At 34.5% G+C, this 24,298-nt stretch carries 21 protein-coding genes and 1 pseudogene; 11 read left to right on the forward strand and 11 right to left on the reverse strand.

What is annotated here, in order from left to right; all coding sequences use genetic code 11:
- Positions 1-118 precede the first annotated feature (118 nt).
- The 5 genes and pseudogenes from ABWH96_RS14820 to ABWH96_RS14840 all read right to left on the reverse strand — a co-directional run bounded on the left by ABWH96_RS14820 (position 119) and on the right by ABWH96_RS14840 (position 3,851).
- The gene (locus ABWH96_RS14820; protein WP_375578298.1) at positions 119-319 is read right to left on the reverse strand and encodes a hypothetical protein; all 201 of its coding nucleotides are present in this window, start codon (positions 317-319) and stop codon (positions 119-121) included.
- Positions 316-549 (reverse strand): hypothetical protein, encoded by a 234-nt coding sequence (locus tag ABWH96_RS14825; RefSeq protein WP_375578299.1) that lies wholly within the window; start codon positions 547-549, stop codon positions 316-318. Before ABWH96_RS14825 ends, ABWH96_RS14820 begins: the two co-directional genes overlap by 4 nt.
- A gap of 91 nt (positions 550-640) precedes the next feature.
- The gene (locus ABWH96_RS14830) at positions 641-1,225 is read right to left on the reverse strand and encodes a 3'-5' exonuclease (RefSeq protein WP_375578300.1); all 585 of its coding nucleotides are present in this window, start codon (positions 1,223-1,225) and stop codon (positions 641-643) included.
- Positions 1,222-2,665, reverse strand: a pseudogene (gene nhaC / locus ABWH96_RS14835) (Na+/H+ antiporter NhaC). The gene ABWH96_RS14830 and the pseudogene nhaC overlap by 4 nt, the downstream one beginning before the upstream one ends.
- A gap of 58 nt (positions 2,666-2,723) precedes the next feature.
- Complete coding sequence (locus ABWH96_RS14840) at positions 2,724-3,851, reverse strand: NAD(P)/FAD-dependent oxidoreductase (protein WP_375578301.1); 1,128 nt, start codon at positions 3,849-3,851, stop codon at positions 2,724-2,726.
- A gap of 124 nt (positions 3,852-3,975) precedes the next feature.
- On the opposite strand from ABWH96_RS14840, the gene ABWH96_RS14845 reads away from it, so the two are divergent.
- A complete protein-coding gene (locus ABWH96_RS14845) occupies positions 3,976-4,482 on the forward strand; it encodes a DUF4442 domain-containing protein (protein ID WP_375578302.1) in 507 nt (168 codons plus the stop codon).
- A gap of 61 nt (positions 4,483-4,543) precedes the next feature.
- On the opposite strand, the gene ABWH96_RS14850 is transcribed toward ABWH96_RS14845, so the two are convergent.
- From ABWH96_RS14850 to ABWH96_RS14865, 4 genes are all read right to left on the reverse strand, one after another.
- Positions 4,544-5,200 carry a tetratricopeptide repeat protein gene (locus ABWH96_RS14850; protein WP_375578303.1) on the reverse strand — a complete coding sequence of 219 codons (657 nt, stop codon included), beginning with the start codon at positions 5,198-5,200 and terminating at the stop codon, positions 4,544-4,546.
- Positions 5,201-5,340: 140 nt separating this feature from the next.
- Positions 5,341-5,898, reverse strand: coding sequence for a peptide deformylase (gene def / locus ABWH96_RS14855; protein WP_375578304.1), 558 nt, complete (start codon positions 5,896-5,898; stop codon positions 5,341-5,343).
- 3 nt (positions 5,899-5,901) lie between these two features.
- A complete protein-coding gene (ruvX, locus tag ABWH96_RS14860) occupies positions 5,902-6,315 on the reverse strand; it encodes a Holliday junction resolvase RuvX (RefSeq protein ID WP_375578305.1) in 414 nt (137 codons plus the stop codon).
- Between the two features lie 2 nt (positions 6,316-6,317).
- Positions 6,318-7,067, reverse strand: coding sequence for an iron-sulfur cluster repair di-iron protein (locus ABWH96_RS14865; protein ID WP_375578306.1), 750 nt, complete (start codon positions 7,065-7,067; stop codon positions 6,318-6,320).
- A gap of 105 nt (positions 7,068-7,172) precedes the next feature.
- Between ABWH96_RS14865 and ABWH96_RS14870 the strand changes: the two genes are divergently transcribed.
- The 4 genes from ABWH96_RS14870 (at position 7,173) to ABWH96_RS14885 (ending at position 11,516) form a co-directional block, all read left to right on the forward strand.
- Positions 7,173-7,550 (forward strand): S41 family peptidase, encoded by a 378-nt coding sequence (locus ABWH96_RS14870; RefSeq protein WP_375578307.1) that lies wholly within the window; start codon positions 7,173-7,175, stop codon positions 7,548-7,550.
- The gene (locus ABWH96_RS14875) at positions 7,543-8,799 is read left to right on the forward strand and encodes a S41 family peptidase (RefSeq protein WP_375578308.1); all 1,257 of its coding nucleotides are present in this window, start codon (positions 7,543-7,545) and stop codon (positions 8,797-8,799) included. Before ABWH96_RS14870 ends, ABWH96_RS14875 begins: the two co-directional genes overlap by 8 nt.
- 21 nt (positions 8,800-8,820) lie before the next feature.
- Complete coding sequence (locus ABWH96_RS14880) at positions 8,821-9,981, forward strand: homogentisate 1,2-dioxygenase (RefSeq protein ID WP_375578309.1); 1,161 nt, start codon at positions 8,821-8,823, stop codon at positions 9,979-9,981.
- A 137-nt stretch (positions 9,982-10,118) separates the two neighbouring features.
- Positions 10,119-11,516, forward strand: a complete 1,398-nt coding sequence (locus ABWH96_RS14885; protein WP_375578310.1) for an exonuclease domain-containing protein — start codon at positions 10,119-10,121, stop codon at positions 11,514-11,516.
- A 399-nt stretch (positions 11,517-11,915) separates the two neighbouring features.
- On the opposite strand, the gene dnaA is transcribed toward ABWH96_RS14885, so the two are convergent.
- A complete protein-coding gene (gene dnaA, locus ABWH96_RS14890) occupies positions 11,916-13,331 on the reverse strand; it encodes a chromosomal replication initiator protein DnaA (protein ID WP_375578311.1) in 1,416 nt (471 codons plus the stop codon).
- 317 nt (positions 13,332-13,648) lie between these two features.
- On the opposite strand from dnaA, the gene ABWH96_RS14895 reads away from it, so the two are divergent.
- From ABWH96_RS14895 to ABWH96_RS14905, 3 genes are all read left to right on the forward strand, one after another.
- Positions 13,649-15,454 (forward strand): methylmalonyl-CoA mutase family protein, encoded by a 1,806-nt coding sequence (locus tag ABWH96_RS14895; RefSeq protein ID WP_375578312.1) that lies wholly within the window; start codon positions 13,649-13,651, stop codon positions 15,452-15,454.
- Complete coding sequence (scpA, locus tag ABWH96_RS14900) at positions 15,451-17,589, forward strand: methylmalonyl-CoA mutase (RefSeq protein ID WP_375578313.1); 2,139 nt, start codon at positions 15,451-15,453, stop codon at positions 17,587-17,589. The genes ABWH96_RS14895 and scpA overlap by 4 nt, the downstream gene beginning before the upstream one ends.
- A gap of 63 nt (positions 17,590-17,652) precedes the next feature.
- Positions 17,653-18,825 (forward strand): PQQ-dependent sugar dehydrogenase, encoded by a 1,173-nt coding sequence (locus ABWH96_RS14905; protein WP_375578314.1) that lies wholly within the window; start codon positions 17,653-17,655, stop codon positions 18,823-18,825.
- Positions 18,826-19,216: 391 nt separating this feature from the next.
- On the opposite strand, the gene ABWH96_RS14910 is transcribed toward ABWH96_RS14905, so the two are convergent.
- Positions 19,217-19,801: a hypothetical protein gene (locus ABWH96_RS14910; protein ID WP_375578315.1), complete on the reverse strand. Its 585-nt coding sequence runs from the start codon at positions 19,799-19,801 to the stop codon at positions 19,217-19,219.
- Positions 19,802-19,960: 159 nt separating this feature from the next.
- On the opposite strand from ABWH96_RS14910, the gene ABWH96_RS14915 reads away from it, so the two are divergent.
- The 3 genes from ABWH96_RS14915 to ABWH96_RS14925 all read left to right on the forward strand — a co-directional run bounded on the left by ABWH96_RS14915 (position 19,961) and on the right by ABWH96_RS14925 (position 24,295).
- Positions 19,961-22,390 carry a YfhO family protein gene (locus tag ABWH96_RS14915; protein WP_375578316.1) on the forward strand — a complete coding sequence of 810 codons (2,430 nt, stop codon included), beginning with the start codon at positions 19,961-19,963 and terminating at the stop codon, positions 22,388-22,390.
- A gap of 80 nt (positions 22,391-22,470) precedes the next feature.
- Entirely contained in the window at positions 22,471-23,391 is a 921-nt protein-coding gene (locus tag ABWH96_RS14920) for a glycosyltransferase (RefSeq protein WP_375578317.1), read from the forward strand.
- A gap of 4 nt (positions 23,392-23,395) precedes the next feature.
- Complete coding sequence (locus ABWH96_RS14925; protein WP_375578318.1) at positions 23,396-24,295, forward strand: hypothetical protein; 900 nt, start codon at positions 23,396-23,398, stop codon at positions 24,293-24,295.
- The last annotated feature ends 3 nt before the right edge of the window (positions 24,296-24,298 follow it).

Here is a 24,298-nt window from a genome sequence, read left to right on the forward strand (position 1 = left end):
AACAAATAAAAATCTATCCCTTCATCTTGTGAGGGTCTTGTCTGGAATAGAAAAAATCTGTGATATAAACGCTATCGTTTTCAATTTTATAAATTATCTTAAAATTGCGCTCAATCAATCATCTATGATTCTCTTGAAGATGTTCTAAATCATTCTCCTTTTGACCTTTGTAGGGATTTAAACCTAAGCTATCTGCACGATTGAATAAGTTCTGAATTAATTCTGAAACTTTTTCAGTAGGGATTTCTAATTGTTCAATAGCAAAATCTAATGATTCTTCAAGACTTAAAAGGGATTGGTCGGAATAAATTAACTTCATATACCCATTCTATTCCTTAATTCCTTTTCTGCCTCCTCTCTATTATAAACCTTTCCAGATTTTATGTCTTCATTAGCCTTTACTGCTCTAGATGTTAGTTTTTCTTTTAAGACAGGATCGATTTTTTGTTGCTCATCTTTAAGAACAGATTCTAGTTTTTCAATAATTTTTTCATCATTGATGGTAAGTATCCCTTGAATAAATTGAAGTTTTCTGCTTTGTATATCCATAATCCAATTTAACAATTTTAATTTATAAAGAATTCTTACAATTTAAAGGATTTTAAAACCAATATGTTTCAGTTCATCAATTCTGGAATCATCAAACCCACCCTATCCGCTCAAAAACTTCATAAACCTTTAAACCGAGATAGGCATCTGTAGCGGCATAATCAATTTGTGCCTGAGTAAGCTCTGATTTTTCCCAATTAGAAGTTTGCTGCGCTTTTGAGATTCTTTTTTCCAAAAATATTGCCGTCAGATTTTTGGCCCCGCTTTGAAGCATTCCATTTTCCCTTGCAATGGAACCAATATCCTCAAAGCCGGATGGTCTGAATTTTCTGAGTTTTTGTAGATCTTTTAAATCATCATGGATAGCAGCTCCCGTTTTAATAATAGAAGGATCCTCAAATATTCTCACTAATTCACCATGAAAACCACACATTAAATTTCGAATGAGAAAAACTTCGTCTTCAGTTGCCAATTGAATAAGTGAAACCGGATTATAATGCCCTTTTTTAAAAACGGGTTTTGCTTCAGTATCAAATCCCAAAATTTCCGCTCTCCACAGCTTAGGTATTACCTCTTCCCAATCTTTATCTTTTTCCACCAATGTAATTTCTCCCTCAAATTTCCAAAGGGGTAGATCATTGATTTCTTCTTTCGAAATCTCCTTTACAAAATTCATTTATCAGTAAATCTTCTAATTTTAATATTAAGATATGCGAATAATATGGTCATAAATGGACTTATGATATTGAAAAATGCATAAGGCGCATATGTCCAAGTAGATACTCCTAAAACTGATGATTGAGTAGCACCACAAGTATTCCACGGAATCAGAACACTGGTAACCGTACCTGAATCCTCTAATGTCCTACTCAATACTTCCGGCTTTAATCCACGCTCTCTGTAAGTCTCAGCAAACATTCTTCCTGGCACTACAATCGCCAAATATTGATCAGAAGCAGTCACATTAAAGAAAACACAAGTTCCAGCTGTAGAGGCTACTAATGAGCCAGTTGAGTTTGCCAATTTAATAATCGATGCAGTAATCACTCTTAACATATTGGTGGATTCCATTACTCCTCCAAAAACCATCGCACATACAATCAGCCAAATGGTATTTAACATACCTGCCATTCCGCCAGTGGAAAGTAATTCATTAACCATCTCATTATTAGTGGTAATACTTATATCTCCATACATAGATACCATAACAGCCTTATAAGACTGCTCGAAGAAGTTTCCAGTTCCACCAGCAATAATTTCAATTACTTGAGGCTGAAAGATAATGGCAAATGCACCCCCTAATAATGAGCCAATCAAAAGAGCTGGAATTGCAGAGATCTTTTTTACGATCATAAATATTACTGCTGCAGGGACTAAAAATAGCCATAAATTAATATTGAATTTATCCTGAATGGCCGCTTGCACTAAGCCTACTTGCTCAATATCAGTTTCGGAGCTATTCATAAAACCTAAGACCAAGAATATAATCAAAGCAATAACAATGGATGGCACGGTGGTGTAGGCCATATATTTAATATGAGTAAACAAATCTGTTCCAGCCATAGCAGGTGCAAGATTGGTAGTATCACTCAATGGAGACATTTTATCTCCAAAATAAGCTCCTGAAATAATGGCACCGGCAACAACACCTTCACTCATTCCCAAAGTTTGACCAATACCTAATAACGCCAAACCTAATGTTGCAATAGTACTCCATGAGCTACCTGTAGCCACTGATACGATAGCGCTCACCACACAAGCTGCAAAAAGGAAGATGGTAGGATTTAATATATTTAAACCATAGTAAATCATGGCTGGTACTATACCGCTTAGCAACCATGTACCTGCTAATGACCCGATCAATAACAAAATTAAAATAGAAGACATTGCCGAACTAATGCTACTTACTATGCCATCAAGCATAGTGGTTAGATTTAAAGCCAACCTTTAAGGCAATGATTGCAGCTATTCCAGCTGATAATATCAAAGCTATCTGGTTGGAACCGTCTAAAGTACCATCACCGAAAAAGTAAACATTTAAACTTAAAAGAGAGATTAAAAATATTATTGGAATCAGTGCTTGTAGTAAGCTTGGCTTGAGCTTCTTGTCCGTCATGTATGTTAAATCAAAATAATAATTTTAAATGAATTCGAAATATAATAAAAATAAGTTATCAGTCAGCAAGCAATTCGTGTAATTCCTGTCCTACTTGTGTGCCAATAGCAACACCCATCCCTCCTAGCCTTACTCCAATAGCGATTTTATCAGATACTTTTTTGATGATTGGTGATTTGGTTTTACCAAATGCCATGATTCCCGACCATTCCATATCAATTGAAAATTCTTGATTAGGTAAAATCAATTCCTTCAAATCATGTAAGATAGCCGATTTAATTTTAGGGTTAATCCCAAATTCAGTGGTATCTTCAGTAGATTTATCCAAATTTCTTCCCCCTCCAATCAACACTCTTTCCCCCACATTTCTGAAATAAAAATAGCCTTCATCATAATGAAAAACACCTTTAAATTTTAATTTTTCAACAGGATGAGTAACTAACACCATTCCTCTTCCAGGATTGATATCTTCATTATTAAACCATTTTTCTGCAAAAGCATTAGTGCAAATGGCAATATTATTTGCTTTTAATTGAAAAGATTGATTACCCAATTGACAAATTAATTTCACATCATCATGATCTTCTTCAAATTCAACCAATTCACAGCCTGTAATGATTTTAATGCCCATCTCACTACATAAAGACCACCAGCTTTTAATCATTTTACCAGTATCAATCTGGCCTTCAAAGGGATTAGAAATGATGGTTTCGATATCATTTTTATTGAAACCAAATTCATTGATCAATTTCGGTTTTAAGCTGTAAACATCATGATTAAAAATACTTCTGAGTAGTTGATTATAATGATCTAAATATTCTAAAGCAGGAAGTTCCGCTTTTCTTATAACTTCAAAGCCTCCATTCTCCTCAAAGCCAATATTCTTTTCTCCTAATATATTCCGAAGAGCTAATAATCCTTTCCATCTTTTCTCTACTAAAGCCAATTGCTCATCATTACTAAGTCCCTTTCTGTCATCAACTAATTCCGTCAGGCTTCCAAAACAAGCAAAACCAGCATTCTTTGAACTTGCTCCACTAGGAAATATTCCTCTTTCAATAATAGCAATCTCGGCTTTAGGTTTTTTCTTTTTCAAATGGTAGGCTGTAGAACACCCAACAATTCCTCCACCAACAATTATATAATCATATTTAGATAAACTTTCTCTCTCCCAAAAACTCAGCATGCATAATAAATTTTAATCATCAGTTGAAAAATAGGTCTATTTCAACGAGATTGCTGTATTAAATGAACAAAATTTTAAAAAAATCACGCTCAAATTCAATTCAATCTGATAAACAATCAATTTCATGAACTTATCATCCATTATTAACAAGGCACAGCATTCAGGATTTTATTTATGGCTTCTTAATCAAGGATTGAACAGAATGATTCCTTTCAACAAGCCTCATGGCTTTAAAATCACGGAGATTTCTCAAGATAAAATCAAAACAAAACTACCTTATAAGAAGAGGAATTTGAATCATATTAAAGGAATTCATGCCTGTGCTATGGCTACCATTTCAGAATACACTACTGGCTTGATGATTTTATACAAGCTAGATGTAAAAAAATATCGCATTATCATGCAAAAACTGGAAATGGATTATCATTTCCAGGCAAAGATGGATGCATTTGCAGAATTTTCAATTGATGATAGTTGGGTGAAAAATGAGGTTGAAAAACCTTTAGAAAAAGAAGATGCTGTGGTGATTCCTTGCGAGATAAAATTGTACGATAAAAGTAAAAACCATCTAAGCACTGGAAAAATTTACTGGCAAATTAAAGAATGGAAGAAAGTGAAGACAAAGCTTTAAAAACAAAAAGCCTGCAAAATATTAATTTTGCAGGCTTTCATTTATTTGATTTTTATATTGGCTAATTTTCAAATTCAGAAGGATAGCACTTAATATCATTACATCTTTCACGAATCATTTCATAAGCTTTCAAATCTCCTAGTTCTCCAGCTTTACTTAAGTCAAGGCAACCTTCAGAAAGTTGACCATATTCAATTCTTAAAACACCTCTTAAATAGTAGGCGTCAACATTATCACTGTCTTTTTCAATTATCTTAGTACAGTCATTTATGGCATCTTGATAAGCTTCCAACTGCTGCTTTGCTTGACCTCTTTTATAATAAGCATCTAGATTATTTTCGTTAAGCTCAATGGTTTTAGAGTAATCATTGATTGCTCCATAATAATCCTGTAACAAGTACTTAATATTTCCTCTTTCAAAATACGCCTCTGAAAAATCTGATTTTGACTCAATCGCTTTATTATAATCTTTCATTGCACCATGAACATCTGCAAATTTTTGCTTGATATTACCTCTCATATAATAAGCCTGATGTGCTTTTGGATCTAATTTAATAGCCTCATTAAAGCTCACAATAGCTTCCATATATTCCTTCTCCTCAAATTTATCGATGCCATTTTCAATAAATTCAGCAGCCTTTTTCTCTTGAGCTGATGCTATGGAAATGCAAAATCCCATTACAATACCCAAGACTAATATTTTTGATAATTGATTCATAATGATAATTAATATGTTGAATGATTTTGATTGCAATAAGTTTGCCAATATTGTAAATGAAATCAGTTCTAGTACTTTATTCAAATATAAAAATAAGTTTATACAAAATAACAGCTAATTTCAAGCTGACCTTACATACTTTATTTCTTTAAAGGAAACAACATTTTATAGTCTGCTGAGACTTTTCCCTTACTGATATTAGCTAATTTACCTTTTAAAATTCGTTTTTTAAAAGCCGAAACATGATCTGTAAAAAGTATTCCTTCAATATGATCATATTCATGTTGGATAACTCTTGCTACAAAACCATCATATTCTTCTTCGTGCTCCTCCCAATTTTCATCAAAATACTTAATTCTGATATTGGGTTTACGGTTTACATCTTCTCGAATATTTGGAATACTCAAACAACCTTCTTCAAAAGCCCACTCTTCTCCCTCTTCATCCAAAATCTGAGGATTGATAAAAGCCTGCTTTACTTTAGGCTGATCTTCCTCCTCATCAATTGGGTCAGTATCAATCACAAATAGTCTTAAATTCTTTCCAATTTGAGGAGCAGCTAAGCCAACTCCATTTGCATTATACATGGTTTCAAACATATCATCCACCAATGTTTTTACATCCATCTCACCCTTCTCAATATCTTTTCCTTTTGTTTTGAGAACTGGATGCCCATAAGCTACTATAGGATATATCATAATTTAATTTTCTTCTAAAAATTGTTGTAAAATAATTGCCGCACTAATTTTATCTATATTACCTGATTTCTTATTCCTTTGTTTCCTGTTGGAGCCAGAATGAATCATCGCTTGCATAGCTTCTTGCGAACTGAAGCTTTCATCTTGCAAATGTAAGGGCATTGTTGGGAATTTCTTCTTAAAGAGGTTAATAAATGCATCTACATGACGAGTAGCATCCGTAGCTTCTCCTTCTTCGTTGGTAGGATAACCACAAACCACAGTTTCTACTTCTTCTTTTATGAAATAATTGGTTAAATACTGAATTAAATCTTTGGAATGAACCATTTCTAATGGTGAGGCAATGATTTTCATGGGGTCTGTTACTGCTAAACCTACCCTTTTAGTACCATAATCTATTGCTAAAATTCTGGGCATTTTTAATTTAGTCGAATTAGCGAATCGAATTTCTTTCTAACTGATTTTTCCAACATTAAGGCTTTTGGAAATAGCACTTCATTCTCAATTTTGGCATGAACTTTAAGTTTTTCTTCAAACCTTTCTAATTCTGAAAAAAGTACTTTTACATTTAATGGGGAATCCTGACTTACAGGATATTGATCCATCAAAAATCGAATGCCTTTCATTTCATCATCATGCACTTCATGATCAATAGCGAATTTCTGCATATTGAAGTTGGGGTACTTATAAAAAAATGCAGATGGATTCTTCTTTTTATCCTCAATAGCCTTGAGCTGAGAAATATATTCAAAAAGCGTATCTTCTTCTTCATAAATATGATGTACGAAATCTTCCACAAATAATGGGAAAACATCTTTAATCTCTTTTTCCACAGATGCTATATGAGGAGATATGCTATTCAATTTATTTACCAATTTTACTAGAAAGGGTAAATCCTTTTTAATAAAAATAAAGTGAGCGTGTTTTAGATATGTAATGACTAAATCTATTGGAAAAGACAACAATCTAATGTTCTCAATTTCCTCATTTTGATTTATTTTCTCTAATTCTGAAACCACATAATTTAAATCAACTCCTTTTTTAGAACATACTTTTTCAAGTGAATCTTCTGCATATTCATAGTATTCAATACCTAAATAATAGAGAACGGATGCAAAAACGTAATTTTCTGCAACTAATTCCTTTATTTTCTTTTGAGAGTATTCCACATTAACTAATTTAGGTATTTTACAAAGGTAATTGAATTTTAAAGCTTTTCAATCCAACGATTTGTTAAATTGTTGCGTTATTTGTTAAAATAAAAATCTCTAAACGTGAATAATAACAAAAATAGTTCATTTCAAATCAAACTGCCCATCATCATATTCTCGACTTTGGCTGCAGGCATATTGATTGGTGCCACTATGGCAAATCCTTCTTCCAATAAAGATACTGTTTTAGAGGGAATTACAAGAATTAAAGAGATTCTTTTACAAGTTGATCAAAACTATGTTGAAGAAGTGGACACTGACAAATTGGTGAATAGTGCGATTGAAGGAATAGTAAAAGAACTTGATCCACATACTTCCTACATTCCAGCAAAAGACTTGGAAATGGTTTCGGCCGATCTAAAAGGTAATTTTGAAGGAATTGGTATTGAATTCAATATTTTTAATGACACGCTTTATGTAGTTGCGCCACTTAGTGGATGAACCGTCAGAAAGTGCAGGATTACAATCAGGAGATAAAATTATAGCCGTAGATGGTAAAAACATAGCAGGGACCGGTTTAACCAACAGACAAGTCCATGAGAATTTAAGAGGTGAAAAAGGCAGTGAGGTAAAATTAAAAATTATGAGATCGGGATTAGCTGAGCCTGTGGAATATAAAATCATTCGAGATAAAATCCCTCAATTTTCTGTGGATGTGAGTTATATGGTAGATGATGAAATCGGATATATTAAAGTAAGCCGTTTTTCTGCCACTACTTATAATGAATTTATGGAAGCCTTAAATAAATTAGAAAATCAAGGCTTGAAGAAATTGATATTGGATTTACAGGACAATCCAGGCGGTTATATGGATAAAGCTATCAGTATGGCAGATGAATTTTTAAAAGATAATGCCATGATAGTTTATACAGAGGGCAAAGAAAAAAGATACAATTCTGAAGCCAGGGCTATAAAAGAAGGGGAATTTGAAGATAACCCTTTGATTGTTTTAATAAACGAAGGAAGTGCATCTGCTTCTGAAATTGTTTCCGGTGCCATTCAAGATAATGACAGAGGTTTGATTGTTGGTAGAAGATCATTTGGCAAAGGCTTAGTTCAAATGCCAGTTCCATTAAAAGATGGTTCTGAATTGAGATTAACCATCTCAAGATATTATACACCTTCAGGAAGATCAATTCAAAAACCATTTGGTGAAAACCCTGATGAATACAGAGATGAGATGAGCTATCGCTATGAGCACGGTGAATATTTTGTTGCGGACAGTATTCAATTTGATGATTCATTAAAATACACCACTTCTGATGGAAGAATAGTATATGGTGGAGGTGGAATTATGCCCGACTATTTTGTTCCACTAGATACTACTCAAACTTCAACTTATCTAAATAGACTGTTTTTGAGCAATACCTTAAGACAATACACTTTCTCCTATTATGAGAAAAATCAAAAAATGTTGGAAAATATGGGCATGGAAGGATTCATTAAGAACTTTCAAGTAACCGACAAAATGTTAAATGAATTAACCAGCTTAGCTAAAACTAATAATGTTGAATTTAATGAGGAAGGATTTAATAAATCCAAAGAGTTGATAAAACTCTACAGCAAGGCTTACATTGCCAGAAACATTTGGAATAATGAAGGCTTCTACCCTATCTTTAATCAGCAGAATGAAGTCTTCCTAGAAGCACTTAAACTTTTTGATAGAGCTGAATCTTTGGCTAAGAAATAATTTTTTAGAACTTATAATATTATGGCATTTTACGTAAGAAAAGGAAACGTTCCACCTAAAAGACACACTCAATTCAGGCAACCAGATGGAAGTTTGTATGCAGAAGAATTGGTGAGTTCTTTGGGATTTTCAGGTATTTACTCAAATCTATATCACATCAATCCTCCAACACGAGTAAAAGAGATTAGAAAGTCTGTGGCTTATGGAACTAAGCCTGATAAAGATTTAACACTTCAGCAAATACACTTAAATACTTCTGGCGTTAAAAATACAGGCAGTGATTTTTTAGACAGCCGAAAAGTATTATTGATGAATGATGATGTTTCCATGGCGCTATGTATGCCTAGCCGCCAAAGCATGGATTATTATTATAAAAATGCTGAAGCAGATGAGTTATTGTTCATTCATGATGGCAGTGGCTATATGTATTCCCAATTTGGAAAACTAAAAATCCAAGCAGGAGATTATGTAGTGATACCAAGAACCACGATTTATAAATTAGAATGGGATACAAGTGATATTCGATATCTAGTAATAGAATCAGCAAGCCCAATTGAAACGGTAAGCCGATATAGGAATGAATTAGGTCAACTTTTAGAGCATTCTCCTTATTGCGAAAGAGATATTCATCCTCCGCAAGAGTTGATCACAGAAGAAACCAAAGGAGATTACCATGTGAAAATTAAAAAAGGTGGTTATATCCATAATTACGTATATGATCACAGTCCTTTTGATTTAGTAGGTTGGGATGGTTTTTTATATCCTTATACCCTATCCATCCATGATTTCGAACCTATTACAGGTAGAATTCATCAGCCACCTCCCGTACACCAAACTTTTCAGGCAGCAGGTTATGTGATTTGTTCTTTTGTGCCAAGGTTGTTCGATTATCACCCTGACGCCATTCCTGCACCTTACAACCACAGTAATATTGATTCTGATGAAGTATTGTATTATGTGGAAGGTAACTTTATGAGCAGAAAAGGAATCGATAGAGGTTCATTTACGCTTCATCCTGGTGGACTTCCTCACGGACCACATCCCGGAACAGTAGAAAAAAGCATAGGGGCAAAAGAAACTGAAGAACTCGCTGTAATGTTAGATACTTTCAGACCACTTTATGTTACAGAAGAAGGTAAAGACTTTATGGATAAGAAATATCCGATGAGTTGGACGGAATGATTTCTAATAGACAAATTAATATTGAACCTTGTAGGATTTATTTAAACCTACAAGGTTTTTTTGTTCTGACTGAACTGAAACTATTGATTTGTGTTCTATTTTTACTGAAAAAGAAAATATCATTTAGAAATCCATTCATGTACGCTATAGTTGATATTGAAACCACAGGAGGCTATGCAGCCCGAAACAGAATATGCGAAATCGCTATTATTTTGCATGATGGTGAAAAAGTGGTCAAAGAATATCAAACTTTAATCAATCCTGAAAGACATATCCCTCCACAATTATCAGCTATTCATGGTATAAACGACCAAATGGTGGCAGAAGCTCCTAAATTTTATGAAGAAGCTAAAACCATTCATGAATTATTAGAAGGGAATATTTTTGTAGCGCATAGTGTAAATTTTGACTACTCTTTCGTGAAAGCTGCTTTTCAAGATTTGGGATATGAGTTGAAATTGAAAAAACTCTGCACTGTCCGATTGAGTAGAAAAATTTTTCCTGGATTAAAAAGCTACAGCTTAGGAAATATTTGTGAAAATAGAGGAATAAAAATCAATGACAGACACCGAGCCTTTGGTGATGCCATTGCAACAGCAGAGCTTTTTACCCAATTGGTTCAGCATGATGGAGATGAAATCATTGAAAAATCATTAAAGAAAAATGCTTCTGTTGTTAATATACCTGAAAATCTGGAAAGAACAGTTTTTGAAGCATTGCCTGAATCGCCAGGCGTTTATTATTTCCTAAATCAGAAAAGCCAAATCATTTACGTAGGTAAAGCCAAAAACATTAAAAAGCGGGTAAGTAATCATTTTGGTGGGAGTAAGTTGGAGGTAGCCAAACAAGCTTTTCAAAGTCAAATTCATCATGTAGATTATTATTTAACTGGCAATGAATTGATTGCGCTCCTACATGAATCACATGAAATCAGAAAGAATTGGCCCCGATATAACCGAGCCCAGAAGAATAACAGCCCTGGTTATTCCATATACCTATATGAAGACAGACAAGGCTACAAAAGATTACAACTAGGCAGGAAGCAAAATGGTATGCAAAGTTTGATGCGCTTTCCCAATCATGCTTCTGGTTTTAGTTTTTTAAATGAGGTCAGCAAAAGACTAAAAATTTGTCCAAAGTTTGCTGGTATACAATCAAGTCCTGGAGCTTGTTTTGATTATAGCTTAAATCTTTGTGAAGGAGCTTGCGCTGGTGAAGAACCGGTCTCTCAGCACAATGAAAAAATTCAAGCTTTTATAGATCACTGCATAGCCGAAAAAAGTGATTATCTATTAATTGGAGATGGCAGAAATATAAATGAATCTGCTTTTGTATTAGTAGAAGAAGGATTCTATAAAGGTTTTGGTTTTTATACTCAGGAAGATACTATTGAGCACTGGGAAGAATTCAGCAATTATCTGATTCAATATCCCGACCATCCTGAAATTTATAAGATATTGAGCAGCGAACATGCTACTAAGCATTATAAGAAAATTAAGAAGGAGGTTTTTTTGAAAAGGAAGGAATCGGCTTGAAATTGGCCTTTAAGTCGAGAAAATCATGAACTCAATAGCACTTAAGAAAGTACTTTTTGCTTTCATTTTAACCCAATCTTTTTTCTTGATAAAAAAGATACAAAAAATCAAGAAAGTTTAATGTCAGCCAGAGGCTGACCAGCCTCTGGCTGGCTTCCACGCACGATGCCAACGCTGGCCCGCTAAACTTTCCTCCCTCCCGCTTTTCCGAGTTCCTCGGAAGTGGTCGAGTTAATTCTTTTGATACTTTAATGTTGAAATTTGTGATATTGTTCTCATTAAAACTTGTGATATTATCCCCTTGAAGGAACAAAAGGGGTATTTTCTAGTAGGATTAAACGAATATCAATTGCTGTTAATTTTTAAACGTACATTCGATCCTTTGGGCGCTAGGGGGCGCTAAACCTTCTTCATTTTAAACCTTTTCTTCAACTCTTCCATCTCTTCTCTGAAGCGTTTATCCACTTGCATCATGTCATTAACTGACTGTACTGCATGGATAACGGTTGAATGGTCTCTGCCACCAAAGTGGTAGCCTATTGATTTTAACGAATGATTGGTGTGTTCCTTACAGAAATACATGGAAACCTGACGAGCAATCACGATTTCTTTCTTTCTGGTTTTCGCTTTCAAATCATCAATTTTCACTGCGAAGTGTTCAGCAATTGTTTTTTGAATGAAATCGATGCCTACTTCAGACTCGATATCATGCACGATATTTTTCAAAGTCTGCTTGGCTAACTCCAAATCAATTTCCTTTCGATTTAAAGAAGCGTGGGCAATTAATGAAATCAAGACACCCTCTAATTCCCTGATATTGGTGTCAACTGAATAAGCCAAATATTCGATTACATCTTCTGGAATATGAATACCATCACTTTCCATTTTATTTTGGATAATGGCAATTCTGGTTTCCAAATCAGGTTGTTGCAAATCAGCAGTTAACCCCCATTTAAATCGGGAAAGTAATCTGTCTTCCAAGCCTTTCAAATCCCTAGGCGGGCGGTCAGAAGTCATGATGATTTGCTTACCATTCTGATGTAAATGGTTAAAAATATGGAAGAATATTTCCTGAGTTCTCTCCTTACCTCCTAAAAATTGAACATCATCAATGATTAAAGCATCAATGTGTAAGTAGTAGTTGGAAAAATCCTGAATTTTATTATTCCTTAAGGCATCGATAAACTGATTGGTAAATTTCTCGGAAGAAACATACAAAACGAATTTACCATTTAAAGTATCCTTTATTTCATTTCCAATGGCTTGCACCAGATGGGTTTTTCCCAATCCTACTCCACCATAAATCATCAATGGGTTGAAAGAAGTGATACCTGGTTTTTTTGCCACAGCATATCCAGCTGATCTAGCCAAACGGTTACAATCTCCTTCAATAAAAGTATCGAAAGTATAATTAGGATTGAGCTGAGAGTTTTGCTGACTAAAATCAACACCATTTAAAGCAAATGGATTTAGGGGTTCTTCTCTTGGTTGTTCTTTAGGCTTATTGGATTTATTATTATTCGGTAAATTGATAGTAAAAGGTTTATACTTATCATTTCCCTTATCCACTATAACCGAGTATTCCAATCTGCCTTCAGGTCCAAGCTCCTGATGAATGACTTTCCGCAAAATATGAACATAATGCTCCTCCAACCACTCATAAAAGAACTGGCTCGGCACTTGAATCGTTAAAACGTTATTTTCAAGCTTAATAGGATCAATAGGGGAAAACCAAGTATTAAAACTCTGCTCCCCTACTCCCTCCTTTATGGAGTGAAGACAATTATTCCATACTGATTGACAGTCTTTAACCATTCACACTAATACTTGACGGATTGTTTATTTGAAACCCTGATTTTATATCAGGGCTGACAAAAATGATAAAAAAATAGGGAAGAAAAAAATGCAATTTTACTTGACAAGCCATTAAATGCAATTCAGTCAATTTATGTTCATAAATCAGCTGAAAATTCTTTAAAAAATTACATTTTATTATTTAAGGTCTTTTCCCTCAATTGTTTAAATCTACGCAATATGGCAAGAATTGCGATAACATTTACCATTTATAAATTTAACATTTAAGTATAGCAGGAAATGTATTAACTTTAAACATTGAAACGACAAGATTGGAAATGAGCGACACTAAATTATTTAAAGATTTTGAAAAAAGTTCTGCCATAGATTGGAAGAATCAAATCATAAAGGAATTAAAGGATAAGCCCTTTGAAAACCTAATCAGCAAAACGCCTGAAGGAATTTCGATTCAGCCTTTTTATCATAAAGATACGGCTGAATATTCAAAAATGAATATTCAAAACCCACTGCAAAAGATGAATGAGGCTTTACCTCCTCGTTATTGGGCGAACCAAGCCAAAGTGGTAGTGAATAGTGAAAAAGAAGCCAACCAATCTGCTTTGGAAGCTTTAAACGGTGGTGCTGAAGGGATTATTTTTGTAATAGATAAAGCTGATATAAATCTGAAGACACTATTAAATGATATTCAGCCAGAATACTGCATGATTTCATTTGAATCCAGCGAACCTTATTATTCTTTAATATCTCAATATTTAAATTTCATTAGCGCACACGATATTGATAGCCATAAAATAAGCGGCTTTTATCATTGTGATATTATCGAATGCAGGGATGCAGGCATTATTGGGATAAATGATCATGACTTTGAAAGTATAGCTGAATTAATCCGACATGCAGATGAATATCCAGATTTCAAACCATTATGCATCAGCAGCAATTTATTTCATAATTCAGGTGCTAATATCACCCATGAATCAGGTTTATTGCTTTCAAAAGCAGTAGAGTTTTTTGATAAGCTGACCGATTTAAAACTGGGACTAAATCAAATTCTGAAATCCACGGTTTTTTCAGTTGCAGTAGGAAGCCATTTCTTTTTTGAAATTGCTAAGCTAAAAGCACTAAAATTCAATCTGTTGAAAATTGCAGAAGCTTACGACAGCAAGACTAATCCAGACGATCTATTTATTCATTGCAATACAAGCATCAGAACTAAATCAGCCCTTGATTTCAATGTAAACCTATTGCGTAATACCAATGAAGCCATGGCTGCTGTTTTAGGTGGATGCAATAGTTTATGGGTACAGCCACATGATGAAGCTGCTGGTAAGCCAGCTAGTAAAACTTTCAAAAGAATTGCTTTAAATGTTTCTAATATATTAAAAGAAGAATCTCACTTAGATAAGGTAGTTGACCCGACCAAAGGTAGCTACTATATTGAAAATACAATTAATGAGATTTCAACTTCTGCCTGGAAAATATTTACCGAATTTGAAGATGATGGCTCCTATAATCATCATTATGAAAACGGGAATGTCCACCAAATGATTGATACGGATGCTGGCAAAGCAGAACAAAATTTATGGGCAAGAAAAGACTTAATGATAGGCGCCAATACTTATCAATTGATAGGTGAAAAAATTAGTGCTTACTTGGATACAGAAGAAAGCGGAAAAAGCTTAGAAGCCAAAAGACTGACAGCGACAATTGAGCATATGCGATATAGAGTGGAGAAATTGGTGGAGGAAAAAGGCGAAAAAGCCAGACCAATGGCTCAAATCATTTTATTGGGAACTGACCCGATCAGCAAAGCCAAATCAGATTTTGCTTACAGCTTTTTAGGAATAGCTGGAATTGGTATTTCATCTGAGGAATTTAGAGATAGGTTGGATGAAAATAATAAACTAGATGAGAATGCAGCCATAACTGTTTTATGTTATGCTGAAACTCCTGAAAATTTAGAAGAGTACATTGCTAAACATAAAGGAATTCTATTAATAGCTGGACAAGAACCGAATGAAGAAGAATTGCAAAAAGCTGGCTTATATGGATGTATCAACCGAAAAGTTGATACCAAAAGATTTTTAGACCGATTATTAAAAGACTTAGGAATAGAACTGATATGAAACCTGATTTTTCACAGATTAAAAATATAGATATAGATAAGGCGGATCGCACAGCAACCTCAAGACCAGAATGGAAAACAGCTGAAAGCATTGTAGTTCCTCCTGTAATTGATGCCTCCACTATTGAAGGTGCTGAACATATTGGTTTTATTGCAGGAAAAGCTCCTTATTTAAGAGGTCCGTACAGTACAATGTATGTGCAAAGACCTTGGACTATTCGCCAATATGCTGGGTTTTCCACGGCTGAGGAGTCCAATGCATTTTATAGAAAGAATTTGGCAGCAGGACAAAAAGGACTTTCCGTTGCTTTTGATTTAGCCACACACAGAGGCTATGATTCCGATCATCCAAGAGTTGAAGGTGATGTTGGGAAAGCAGGAGTTGCCATCGACAGCATTTTAGATATGAAATTGCTTTTTGACCAGATTCCTTTGGATAAAATGTCAGTTTCTATGACTATGAACGGAGCGGTAATTCCGATTATGGCATTTTATATAGTAGCTGCAGAAGAGCAAGGAGTAAAACCTGAGCAACTATCAGGTACCATTCAAAATGATATTTTGAAGGAGTTTATGGTGAGGAATACTTATATCTACCCTCCTGCCCCATCTGTTCGGATTATTTCAGATATTTTCGAGTACACCAGTAAAAATATGCCGAAATTTAATTCCATCAGCATTAGTGGCTATCACATGCATGAAGCAGGCGCCACAGCAGATTTGGAATTAGCTTATACTTTGGCAGATGGATTAGAATATATCAGGGCTGGATTAAAATCGGGATTAACCATAGATAAGTTTGCCCCTCGCCTATCTTTTTTCTGGGCAATTGGCATGAACCACTTTATGGAAATTGCAAAAATGCGAGCCGGTAGATTGCTTTGGGCTAAGATTGTAAAACAATTCAATCCTGAAAATCCAAAATCTTTAGCATTAAGAACACATAGCCAAACTTCGGGCTATAGCTTAACTGAGCAAGACCCTTATAACAATGTGGCCAGAACTTATATTGAAGCAAAAGCAGCTGTTCTGGGACATACACAATCATTACACACCAATGCTCTGGATGAAGCCATTGCCTTGCCTACAGATTTCTCGGCTAGAATAGCACGAAACACACAATTATTTCTACAGAATGAGACCCAAATCACCAAGACGGTTGACCCTTGGGGAGGTTCTTATTATGTAGAATTTTTGACTGACCAACTAGTTAAGAAAGCCTGGAAATTGATAGAGGAAGTAGAAGAAATGGGCGGAATGACGAAAGCCATTGAATCAGGACTTCCTAAAATGAGAATTGAAGAAGCTTCAGCGAGAAAACAAGCAGGAATTGATTCAGGAAGGGAAGTCATAGTGGGCATAAACCGCTATCAGACGGATGAAGAGAGTGATATTGAATTACGTGAGGTAGATAATACAGCCGTTTTGAAATCTCAGGTTAAGCGACTAGAAAAATTGAAAGCGGATCGAAACGAAGCTGAAACGCAAACTGCTCTAGAGAAGTTAGCAGAATGCGCCAAATCAGGAAAAGGTAATTTATTAGAATTTGCAGTAGAGGCAGCCCGAAAAAGAGCTACATTAGGTGAAATCTCAGATGCTATGGAAAAATCATTTGGAAGACATAAAGCAACTATTCGCTCCATTCAAGGAGTTTATTCTGGAGAAGCAGGCAATAGCGATGACTTTAAAAAAGCCCAAAAGTTAGCAAATGATTTTGCTGAATTAGAAGGCAGAAGACCTAGAATTCTGATTGCAAAAATGGGGCAAGATGGACACGATAGAGGCGCTAAAGTTATTGCCACCAGTTTTGCTGATTTGGGTTTTGATGTGGACATCGGGCCATTATTCCAGACTCCTGAAGAATCAGCTATGCAGGCAGCGGAAAATGATGTCCATATTGTTGGCGCATCAAGTTTAGCTGCCGGACATAAAATGCTTATTCCTAAATTAATCAATGAATTAAAAAGGATTGGCAGAGAAGATATTATGGTAATTGCAGGTGGCGTAATTCCACCTAAAGATTATGATTTCTTATATGAAGCTGGGGTAAGTGCTGTATTTGGTCCTGGAACAAATATAGCTAAAGCAGCAAGTCAGATTTTGGAGAAGTTGATGTCTGAAGAGGAAGAAGTATAATTTAAAAAATTCTTAACAAATCAAAACCAAGCTGGTTTGATAAAATTAATCAAATATCAATATATGAAACACCTAAAACTAATATTGCCCATTACTGCCATAGCTGTAATCCTTGCCTGCGGAGGTAACACAGAGGAAAAGAAAACTGAAACGGAAGCAAAAACTCAGACTTCTGATTCAACTAAAATTGCTAGAGACAGTTTGCTTTCAACTTTAAACCTTCCTGAAGGATTTGAAATTTCTATTTACGCGGAAGTAGAAAATGCACGTTCAATGGCATTATCTGAGAGCGGGACTTTATTTGTGGGTAACAGAAGTGAAGATAAAGTGTATGCTGTTCAAGATACTGATGGTGACGGCAAAGCAGATAAAAATTATATTTTAGCGGAAGGCTTAAATATGCCCAATGGAGTCGCTTTTAAAGATGGTGACCTTTATGTAGCGGAAGTTAGTCGTATCCTGAAGTTCTCTGATATTGAAAACAATTTAGAGAACCCAGAGTATGAGGTGGTTTATGACCAATACCCAACTGATAAGCACCATGGTTGGAAATATATCGCTTTTGGTCCTGATGGTAAATTGTATGTGCCTGTTGGAGCCCCTTGCAATATTTGTAATAATCCTGATAAGCCAATTTATGCTAGTATTACCCGCATGAATCCTGATGGAACCAATATGGAAATTTATGCAGAAGGTGTTCGAAATACAGTAGGCTTCACTTGGCACCCAGAAACTCAGGATTTATACTTCACTGATAATGGAAGAGATATGATGGGAGATAATATCCCTCCTTGTGAGTTAAATGTAGCGACTGAAAAAGGGCAGCATTTTGGATATCCTTTTTGCCACGGTGGAACTATTCAAGACCCTGAATTTGGCGATAAGAGAGATTGTGATGATTTTAAAAAGCCTTATAGAAATCTTGGTCCGCATGTGGCTCCATTAGGGATCAAATTTTATACGGCTGATTTATTCCCAGTAAAATATAAAAATCAAATTTTCATAGCAGAGCACGGAAGCTGGAATCGTTCTGAAAAAATAGGATATAGAATTCAAATGGTAAGCAATACCTTGGATGGAGAGCCTACTTATAAAACATTTATTGACGGTTGGTTAAATCACGAAGAACAGGATGCTTGGGGAAGGCCAGTGGATGTTATTCTAAATGATAAAGGTGAAATGCTTATTTCTGATGATTTAGCAGGGTTGATTTATAAAGTGACTTATAAAGGATAGAACTATTATTCTAAAAGAATTGAAAAAGGTTGAGTTTTGAATAGCTCAACCTTTTTTTGTGTTTTTATTTTGATCGATTTTATAATTTTAATATCTGTAGAGACAATGTTTTTTCTTACATTTTCTTACATTCTTTTTGCTTGAACAAAAAGAAACAAAAATTCAAGAAAGTTTAATGCTTCCACCCTCAATGCCCACGCTGGCCCGCTAAATTTCCCCCCCTCCCGCTTTTCCGAGTTCCTCGGAAGTGGTCGAGTTAGTTTTTTTGGTACTTTATGGCAAAAAACCGCCATTTTGCTATAAAATACTGTTTATCCATTTTAATTCACCTTCAACTAACAATTAGGATAATCCATGGCAGAAGTGAAAACTACCATGGGTAAATTGATACTCAATCATTAGGAGGTGTAATCATAATATGCGCTCTGTGTGTTCCAGGATCCATAATCCATGCTCCTCCAGGCACTAAAGGTCTGATTGGCAAGCCTGTTGATTCTGCTGTGGCAAATGGAATATAAACCACATATCTCAAATTAGCATTCTCCACTTTTCCAGTTTCAGGATTGTATTTTCCTTCTTTTCCGGATAAGACATGAAGAGTAGTTGGATTATCAGGCATTTTCAATTTTCCAGATTTTGCTTCCTCCTCTCTTATTTCAAAAATAGCATCAGGTCTTTTGCCTTCCGCTCTCAATTCATCTCCCCTCTTCATGAAAGGATGTAAATCTTTATGATAACAGGCAACGCTAAAGCCTTCTTTATTAGGATCATCCGCAATGCAGATTTGTTCATTTGTCCCTTCTCGCAATAGCACCTTATTGCCTTCTTCATCAAAACCATAAACAGTGGCTCCCTCCTGTTTTTCAGGTGGTGCGGCTTGAACAGCAGCTGCAATTTGTCCTTCCTTATCAGGAATCTGTGCCTGACACGATAAAAGGCTAAAAATAAAAATCGGGATTAGAAAAAGTAGTTTCATAATTTCATTCTTTAGTATAAAATTTGAATACAATTTAGTTAATTAGATTTTATTCTCTAAATAAGACATAATAGATGGCAATTTTACCGCTTTCAATCCTTTCATCTTGGCACAGGATAAAGAAATAACTATTATTGTATTTCCAAAAACCATAGAAATATGAATATTAAAAATGTCACGCCTCATATAGTTGCTGTAGTTTTATTTATCATTATCAATTTAATTATGTATTGGCCTATTTTTATGGAAAATAAAGGGCTAAATCAAAATGATATATTACAAGGTGCGGGTGCTAATCAAGAAATAATTGATTATAGAGCTAAGACAGGTGAAGAAGCCTTATGGACTAATAGTATGTTTAGTGGAATGCCAGCTTATTTAATCAATGTACAATGGTCAGGTGAATTAACTTATTATGTCTATAAAGCTGTCAGCTTATGGCTACCGAGTCCGGCTAGTCATACTTTTGTGGCCATGTTAAGCTTTTATATCCTCCTATTGGTCTTCAGAGTCAATCCTTATTTGGCAATTGGAGGTGGAATTGCCTATGGTTTAAATACATTTTTTTTGATTTCAGTTGAAGCAGGACATATTTGGAAGGTAGCTGCCATTAGTTTGATGCCTGCTGTTTTAGGTGGAATAATTTTAGCCTTTAAAAAGCAATATTTATGGGCATTTATACTCACTTCTCTAGCAATGGCGATGGAAATTCGTTCCAATCATTTACAAATCACTTACTACTTATTATTAATCGTATTGGTTTTCGGACTTTTTCAATTAATCAGTGCTATTAGAAATAAAACACTCCCTGATTTCTTCAAAGCTTTTGGTGTATTGATTTTAGCTGTATTACTAGGTGTTAGCACTAATATTGGAAAAGTTTGGACTGCTTATGAATATGGCAAATATTCTATAAGAGGGCCAGCTGAATTAACCTCAAATACAGAATCATCTGGTGGTTTGGACAGGGATTATGCATTTGCTTGGAGTAATGGTATTTGGGAATCTTTCACTTTTCTAATCCCTAATTTTTACGGAGGCGCTAGCCAAGAAGAAGTTTCCATGAGCTCTGATTTAGCAGAAGGATTAAAACAAAGAGGTGTAGGAAGCGGACAAGTTAGATCAATAGTCAAAAATGTCCCTACTTATTGGGGAGATCAGCCATTTACAAGTGGCCCATATTATATGGGAGCTATCGTTATTTTTCTATTTGTTTTGGGAATAATTCTTGTCAAAGGGCCTGAAAAATGGTGGATAATTACGGCTTCCATTTTAGGCATTGTTCTATCCTGGGGGAAAAACTTTGAAGCATTTAACTACTTTATGTTTGATTATTTTCCGGGCTACAATAAATTTAGATCTGTTTCCATGACAGTTGCTATTCCTTTCCTTACAATGCCTCTATTAGGATTTTTAGGGGTCAAAAAATTGATAGAATCGGATTGGAAGGACTGCAAAAAGAAACTATTAAATGCAATAAGCATAACTGCTGGTCTTTGTTTATTAATGGTAATAGCATCATTTATGATGCGATTTAGAGGGGCTGTTGATGCTCAATTGGCAGATCAGGGATGGCCAATAAAACTGATAAGTGAACATAGAGCTTCTATGTTCAGAACAGATGCTTTTCGATCCTTCTTTTTTATCATATTGGGTGGAGGAATTCTTTATTTCTGGAAAGCCGATAAACTGAAACAAAATTTAGCCATCGGGTTATTTATTGGTGTTCTATTAATTGATTTCATTCCTGTGGGAAAACGTTATTTGAACGATGAAAATTTTCAAAAAAATGTGAAAAGCAATTTCTTTCAAAAAACTGATGCTCATCAAAGAATTTTACAGGATGATGGACATTACAGAGTTTTAAACCTGAATAACCCATTCAATGAGGCTAAAACATCTTATTATCATTCCAGTATTGGAGGCTATCATGGTGCAAAAATGAGACGCTACCAGGATTTAATCAACCTTCACATTCAACAAGAAATGAATGCTTTAATTGAAAAATTAAGAAGTGGAAGCACAGATTTAAGTGAGTTTGGAGTATTGAACATGCTTAATACCAAGTATATAAAGTTTGGAAATCAAGCTGGACAAGTCATTCAAAACAATAATAGCTTTGGAAATGCTTGGTTTGTAGAAAATATACAACCAGTGAAAAATCCTGATGAAGAAATTGAAACTTTAGGACAAATCAATCCGAATGAAACAGCTGTTATCAATCAAACTCGATTTGATATTCCTCAAGTTGATTTATCAGAAGGAAATATCAACCTGAAAAGCTATGCTCCTAATGAATTGGTATATCAATCTGATAATACCCAAACAGGTTTGGCCTTATTTTCAGAAATCTATTACCCGAAAGGATGGAAAGCTTATATAGATGGAAAAGAAGCTGAAATTTTACAGGCAAACTATGTGCTGAGAGCATTAGAAATTCCACCAGGCCAGCACGAAATCCGTTTTGAATTTAAACCAGCAGCTTATTATACTGGAAATACCATAATGATGATAGGTTCTATTATCTTGATTATAGTACTCATCGGAGGAATTGTTTATTCATTTATTTCTAAACCTGACGGTCAATGACCGACTTATTATTTGAGGACACAAAGAGCAAGGATTAAATTTTCTACCAAAGAAAATAATTCGAGGCAAAATTTAATCAGATGAAAACAAATTTGACATCCCTAATAGTCTGCACCTATAATCGACAAGAATATTTACCAGAATGTTTGAACCATTTAGCTGAGCAGTCAGCTGAAAAAGCAGATTATGAGGTCTTAATTGTAGATAATAACAGTACTGATAATACGGCAACTATTGCTCATGAATTTATAAATAGTAATCCTGATTTGAATGCTCATTACTTTTGCGAAATGAATCAAGGGTTAACTTTTGGCCGAAACAGGGGCATTAAAGAGGCAAAAGGAGAAGTATTGAGTTTTATTGATGATGATGCCTTTGTAGAATATAATTTCATCAAAGAGATAAAATCCTATTTTGATGAAAATCAGGACGTGAGCGCTATCGGAGGTAAAATTTCACCTGTTTATGAAGCAGAGGAACCAAAATGGATGTCAAAATATCTTTTAACTTTAGTTGCTGCTTTAGATATGGGAAACTCTCCTAAAAAATTTAAAGGTACCAAATTTCCTATCGGAGCCAATATGGCCTTCAGATCAAGCGTTTTTAAAAAGTATGGCCTTTTCAATACCGATTTGGGTAGACGAGGAGATGTACTAGAAGGAGGAGAAGAAAAGGAACTGTTCTTAAGGCTCAAAAAACATAAAGAAATAATTCATTATGTACCTAAAGTAAAAGTGGATCATATTATTCCTGAAAAAAGATTGACAATGGAATACATAAAAGGTTTGGGAATAGGTGTTGGTAGTAGTGAAATAAAAAGACTAAAAAGAGCTGGGACAACCAAATGGATTAATAAAATACTTAGTGAGTTAATTAAAATTTCTGCTACAATACTCTTGTTCTTTATATATTTGTTCAAAGGTAGGTTTTCTGCCGCTTCGATGTTGATTAAATTTAGGTTTTGGGTTCTAAAAGGCATGCTAAAAAAAAGAATAGTTTAACCATATGAATATTTTTAAAACGTCAATCCAAATTGCCATTGAAAATATATTTCTCACTGCTTTCTCTATTCTTAAAATTATAATTTTAGTAAGAAAAAAAGGTGCGAAAATTAATAATTTCACTACTAAAAAACATTTCATTGTGTTGGGTAATGGCCCGTCATTAGTTCATGAGCTCAAAGAAATAGACAAAATACCAAATCAAACAGAAGTGATTTGTGTTAACCACTTCCCTTCTACTGATCAATTTGAAATTATAAAACCTAATTTTTATGTTACAGGTGCTCCTGATTTATGGCTAGATGATATTGATCAAGAATTTGTTGATAACAGCAATAAATTATTTAAGAATATTGCTAAAAAAACGGAATGGGATTTTTTTTTATTTATACCATTTGAAGCAAGGAAATACAAGAGGTGGCAAAATCACCTTAAGGGAAATCCCCATATAAAAATTAAATATTACAACAATAATGCAGTGGAAGGTATAAAAAGCTTTAATTATCTTTGCTATAGAAATCAAATAGGAATGCCAAGGCCCCATAATGTTATGATTCCTTGTTTAAGTTTGTGCCTTCAGCCAAATGTAAAGGATATTTTATTGTTAGGGGTTGGACATACTTGGCTAAGAGATTTAACAGTAACTCAAAATAATGAAGTGCTACTAAATCAAAAACATTTTTATGATAAAGATACATCAAAAGCAAAGCCTTTGGATAAAAGAGGAAAAGGAAGCAGAAACCTTTATGAGGTATTAAGTAAATTTACTTTAGCCTTTTATGGTTATTTTATTATCAAGGAATATGCTGATAGTATGAATGTGAAGATTTATAATGGAACGGAAGATTCTTTCATTGATGCTTTTGAGAAAAGAAACATTGAAAATTATTTGAAAAACGTATAAGAA

Origin of the sequence: Marivirga tractuosa, assembly GCF_042140215.1 — a bacterium.
Classification (GTDB): Bacteria; Bacteroidota; Bacteroidia; order Cytophagales; family Cyclobacteriaceae; genus Marivirga; species Marivirga tractuosa_A.

What these genes read in the sequence shown, in the direction of transcription:
- ABWH96_RS14840 (WP_375578301.1), bottom strand. Translation starts at nt 3,851, where the DNA reads ATGCTGAGTTTTTGGGAGAGAGAAAGTTTATCTAAATATGATTATATA.
- ABWH96_RS14830 (WP_375578300.1), bottom strand. Translation starts at nt 1,225, where the DNA reads ATGAATTTTGTAAAGGAGATTTCGAAAGAAGAAATCAATGATCTACCC.
- ABWH96_RS14920 (WP_375578317.1), top strand. Translation starts at nt 22,471, where the DNA reads ATGAAAACAAATTTGACATCCCTAATAGTCTGCACCTATAATCGACAA.
- def (WP_375578304.1), bottom strand. Translation starts at nt 5,898, where the DNA reads ATGATATATCCTATAGTAGCTTATGGGCATCCAGTTCTCAAAACAAAA.
- ABWH96_RS14880 (WP_375578309.1), top strand. Translation starts at nt 8,821, where the DNA reads ATGGCATTTTACGTAAGAAAAGGAAACGTTCCACCTAAAAGACACACT.
- scpA (WP_375578313.1), top strand. Translation starts at nt 15,451, where the DNA reads ATGAAACCTGATTTTTCACAGATTAAAAATATAGATATAGATAAGGCG.
- ABWH96_RS14925 (WP_375578318.1), top strand. Translation starts at nt 23,396, where the DNA reads ATGAATATTTTTAAAACGTCAATCCAAATTGCCATTGAAAATATATTT.
- ABWH96_RS14850 (WP_375578303.1), bottom strand. Translation starts at nt 5,200, where the DNA reads ATGAATCAATTATCAAAAATATTAGTCTTGGGTATTGTAATGGGATTT.
- dnaA (WP_375578311.1), bottom strand. Translation starts at nt 13,331, where the DNA reads ATGGTTAAAGACTGTCAATCAGTATGGAATAATTGTCTTCACTCCATA.
- ABWH96_RS14910 (WP_375578315.1), bottom strand. Translation starts at nt 19,801, where the DNA reads ATGAAACTACTTTTTCTAATCCCGATTTTTATTTTTAGCCTTTTATCG.
- ABWH96_RS14820 (WP_375578298.1), bottom strand. Translation starts at nt 319, where the DNA reads ATGAAGTTAATTTATTCCGACCAATCCCTTTTAAGTCTTGAAGAATCA.
- ABWH96_RS14905 (WP_375578314.1), top strand. Translation starts at nt 17,653, where the DNA reads ATGAAACACCTAAAACTAATATTGCCCATTACTGCCATAGCTGTAATC.
- ABWH96_RS14885 (WP_375578310.1), top strand. Translation starts at nt 10,119, where the DNA reads ATGTACGCTATAGTTGATATTGAAACCACAGGAGGCTATGCAGCCCGA.
- ABWH96_RS14845 (WP_375578302.1), top strand. Translation starts at nt 3,976, where the DNA reads ATGAACTTATCATCCATTATTAACAAGGCACAGCATTCAGGATTTTAT.
- ABWH96_RS14915 (WP_375578316.1), top strand. Translation starts at nt 19,961, where the DNA reads ATGAATATTAAAAATGTCACGCCTCATATAGTTGCTGTAGTTTTATTT.
- ABWH96_RS14825 (WP_375578299.1), bottom strand. Translation starts at nt 549, where the DNA reads ATGGATATACAAAGCAGAAAACTTCAATTTATTCAAGGGATACTTACC.
- ABWH96_RS14895 (WP_375578312.1), top strand. Translation starts at nt 13,649, where the DNA reads ATGAGCGACACTAAATTATTTAAAGATTTTGAAAAAAGTTCTGCCATA.
- ruvX (WP_375578305.1), bottom strand. Translation starts at nt 6,315, where the DNA reads ATGCCCAGAATTTTAGCAATAGATTATGGTACTAAAAGGGTAGGTTTA.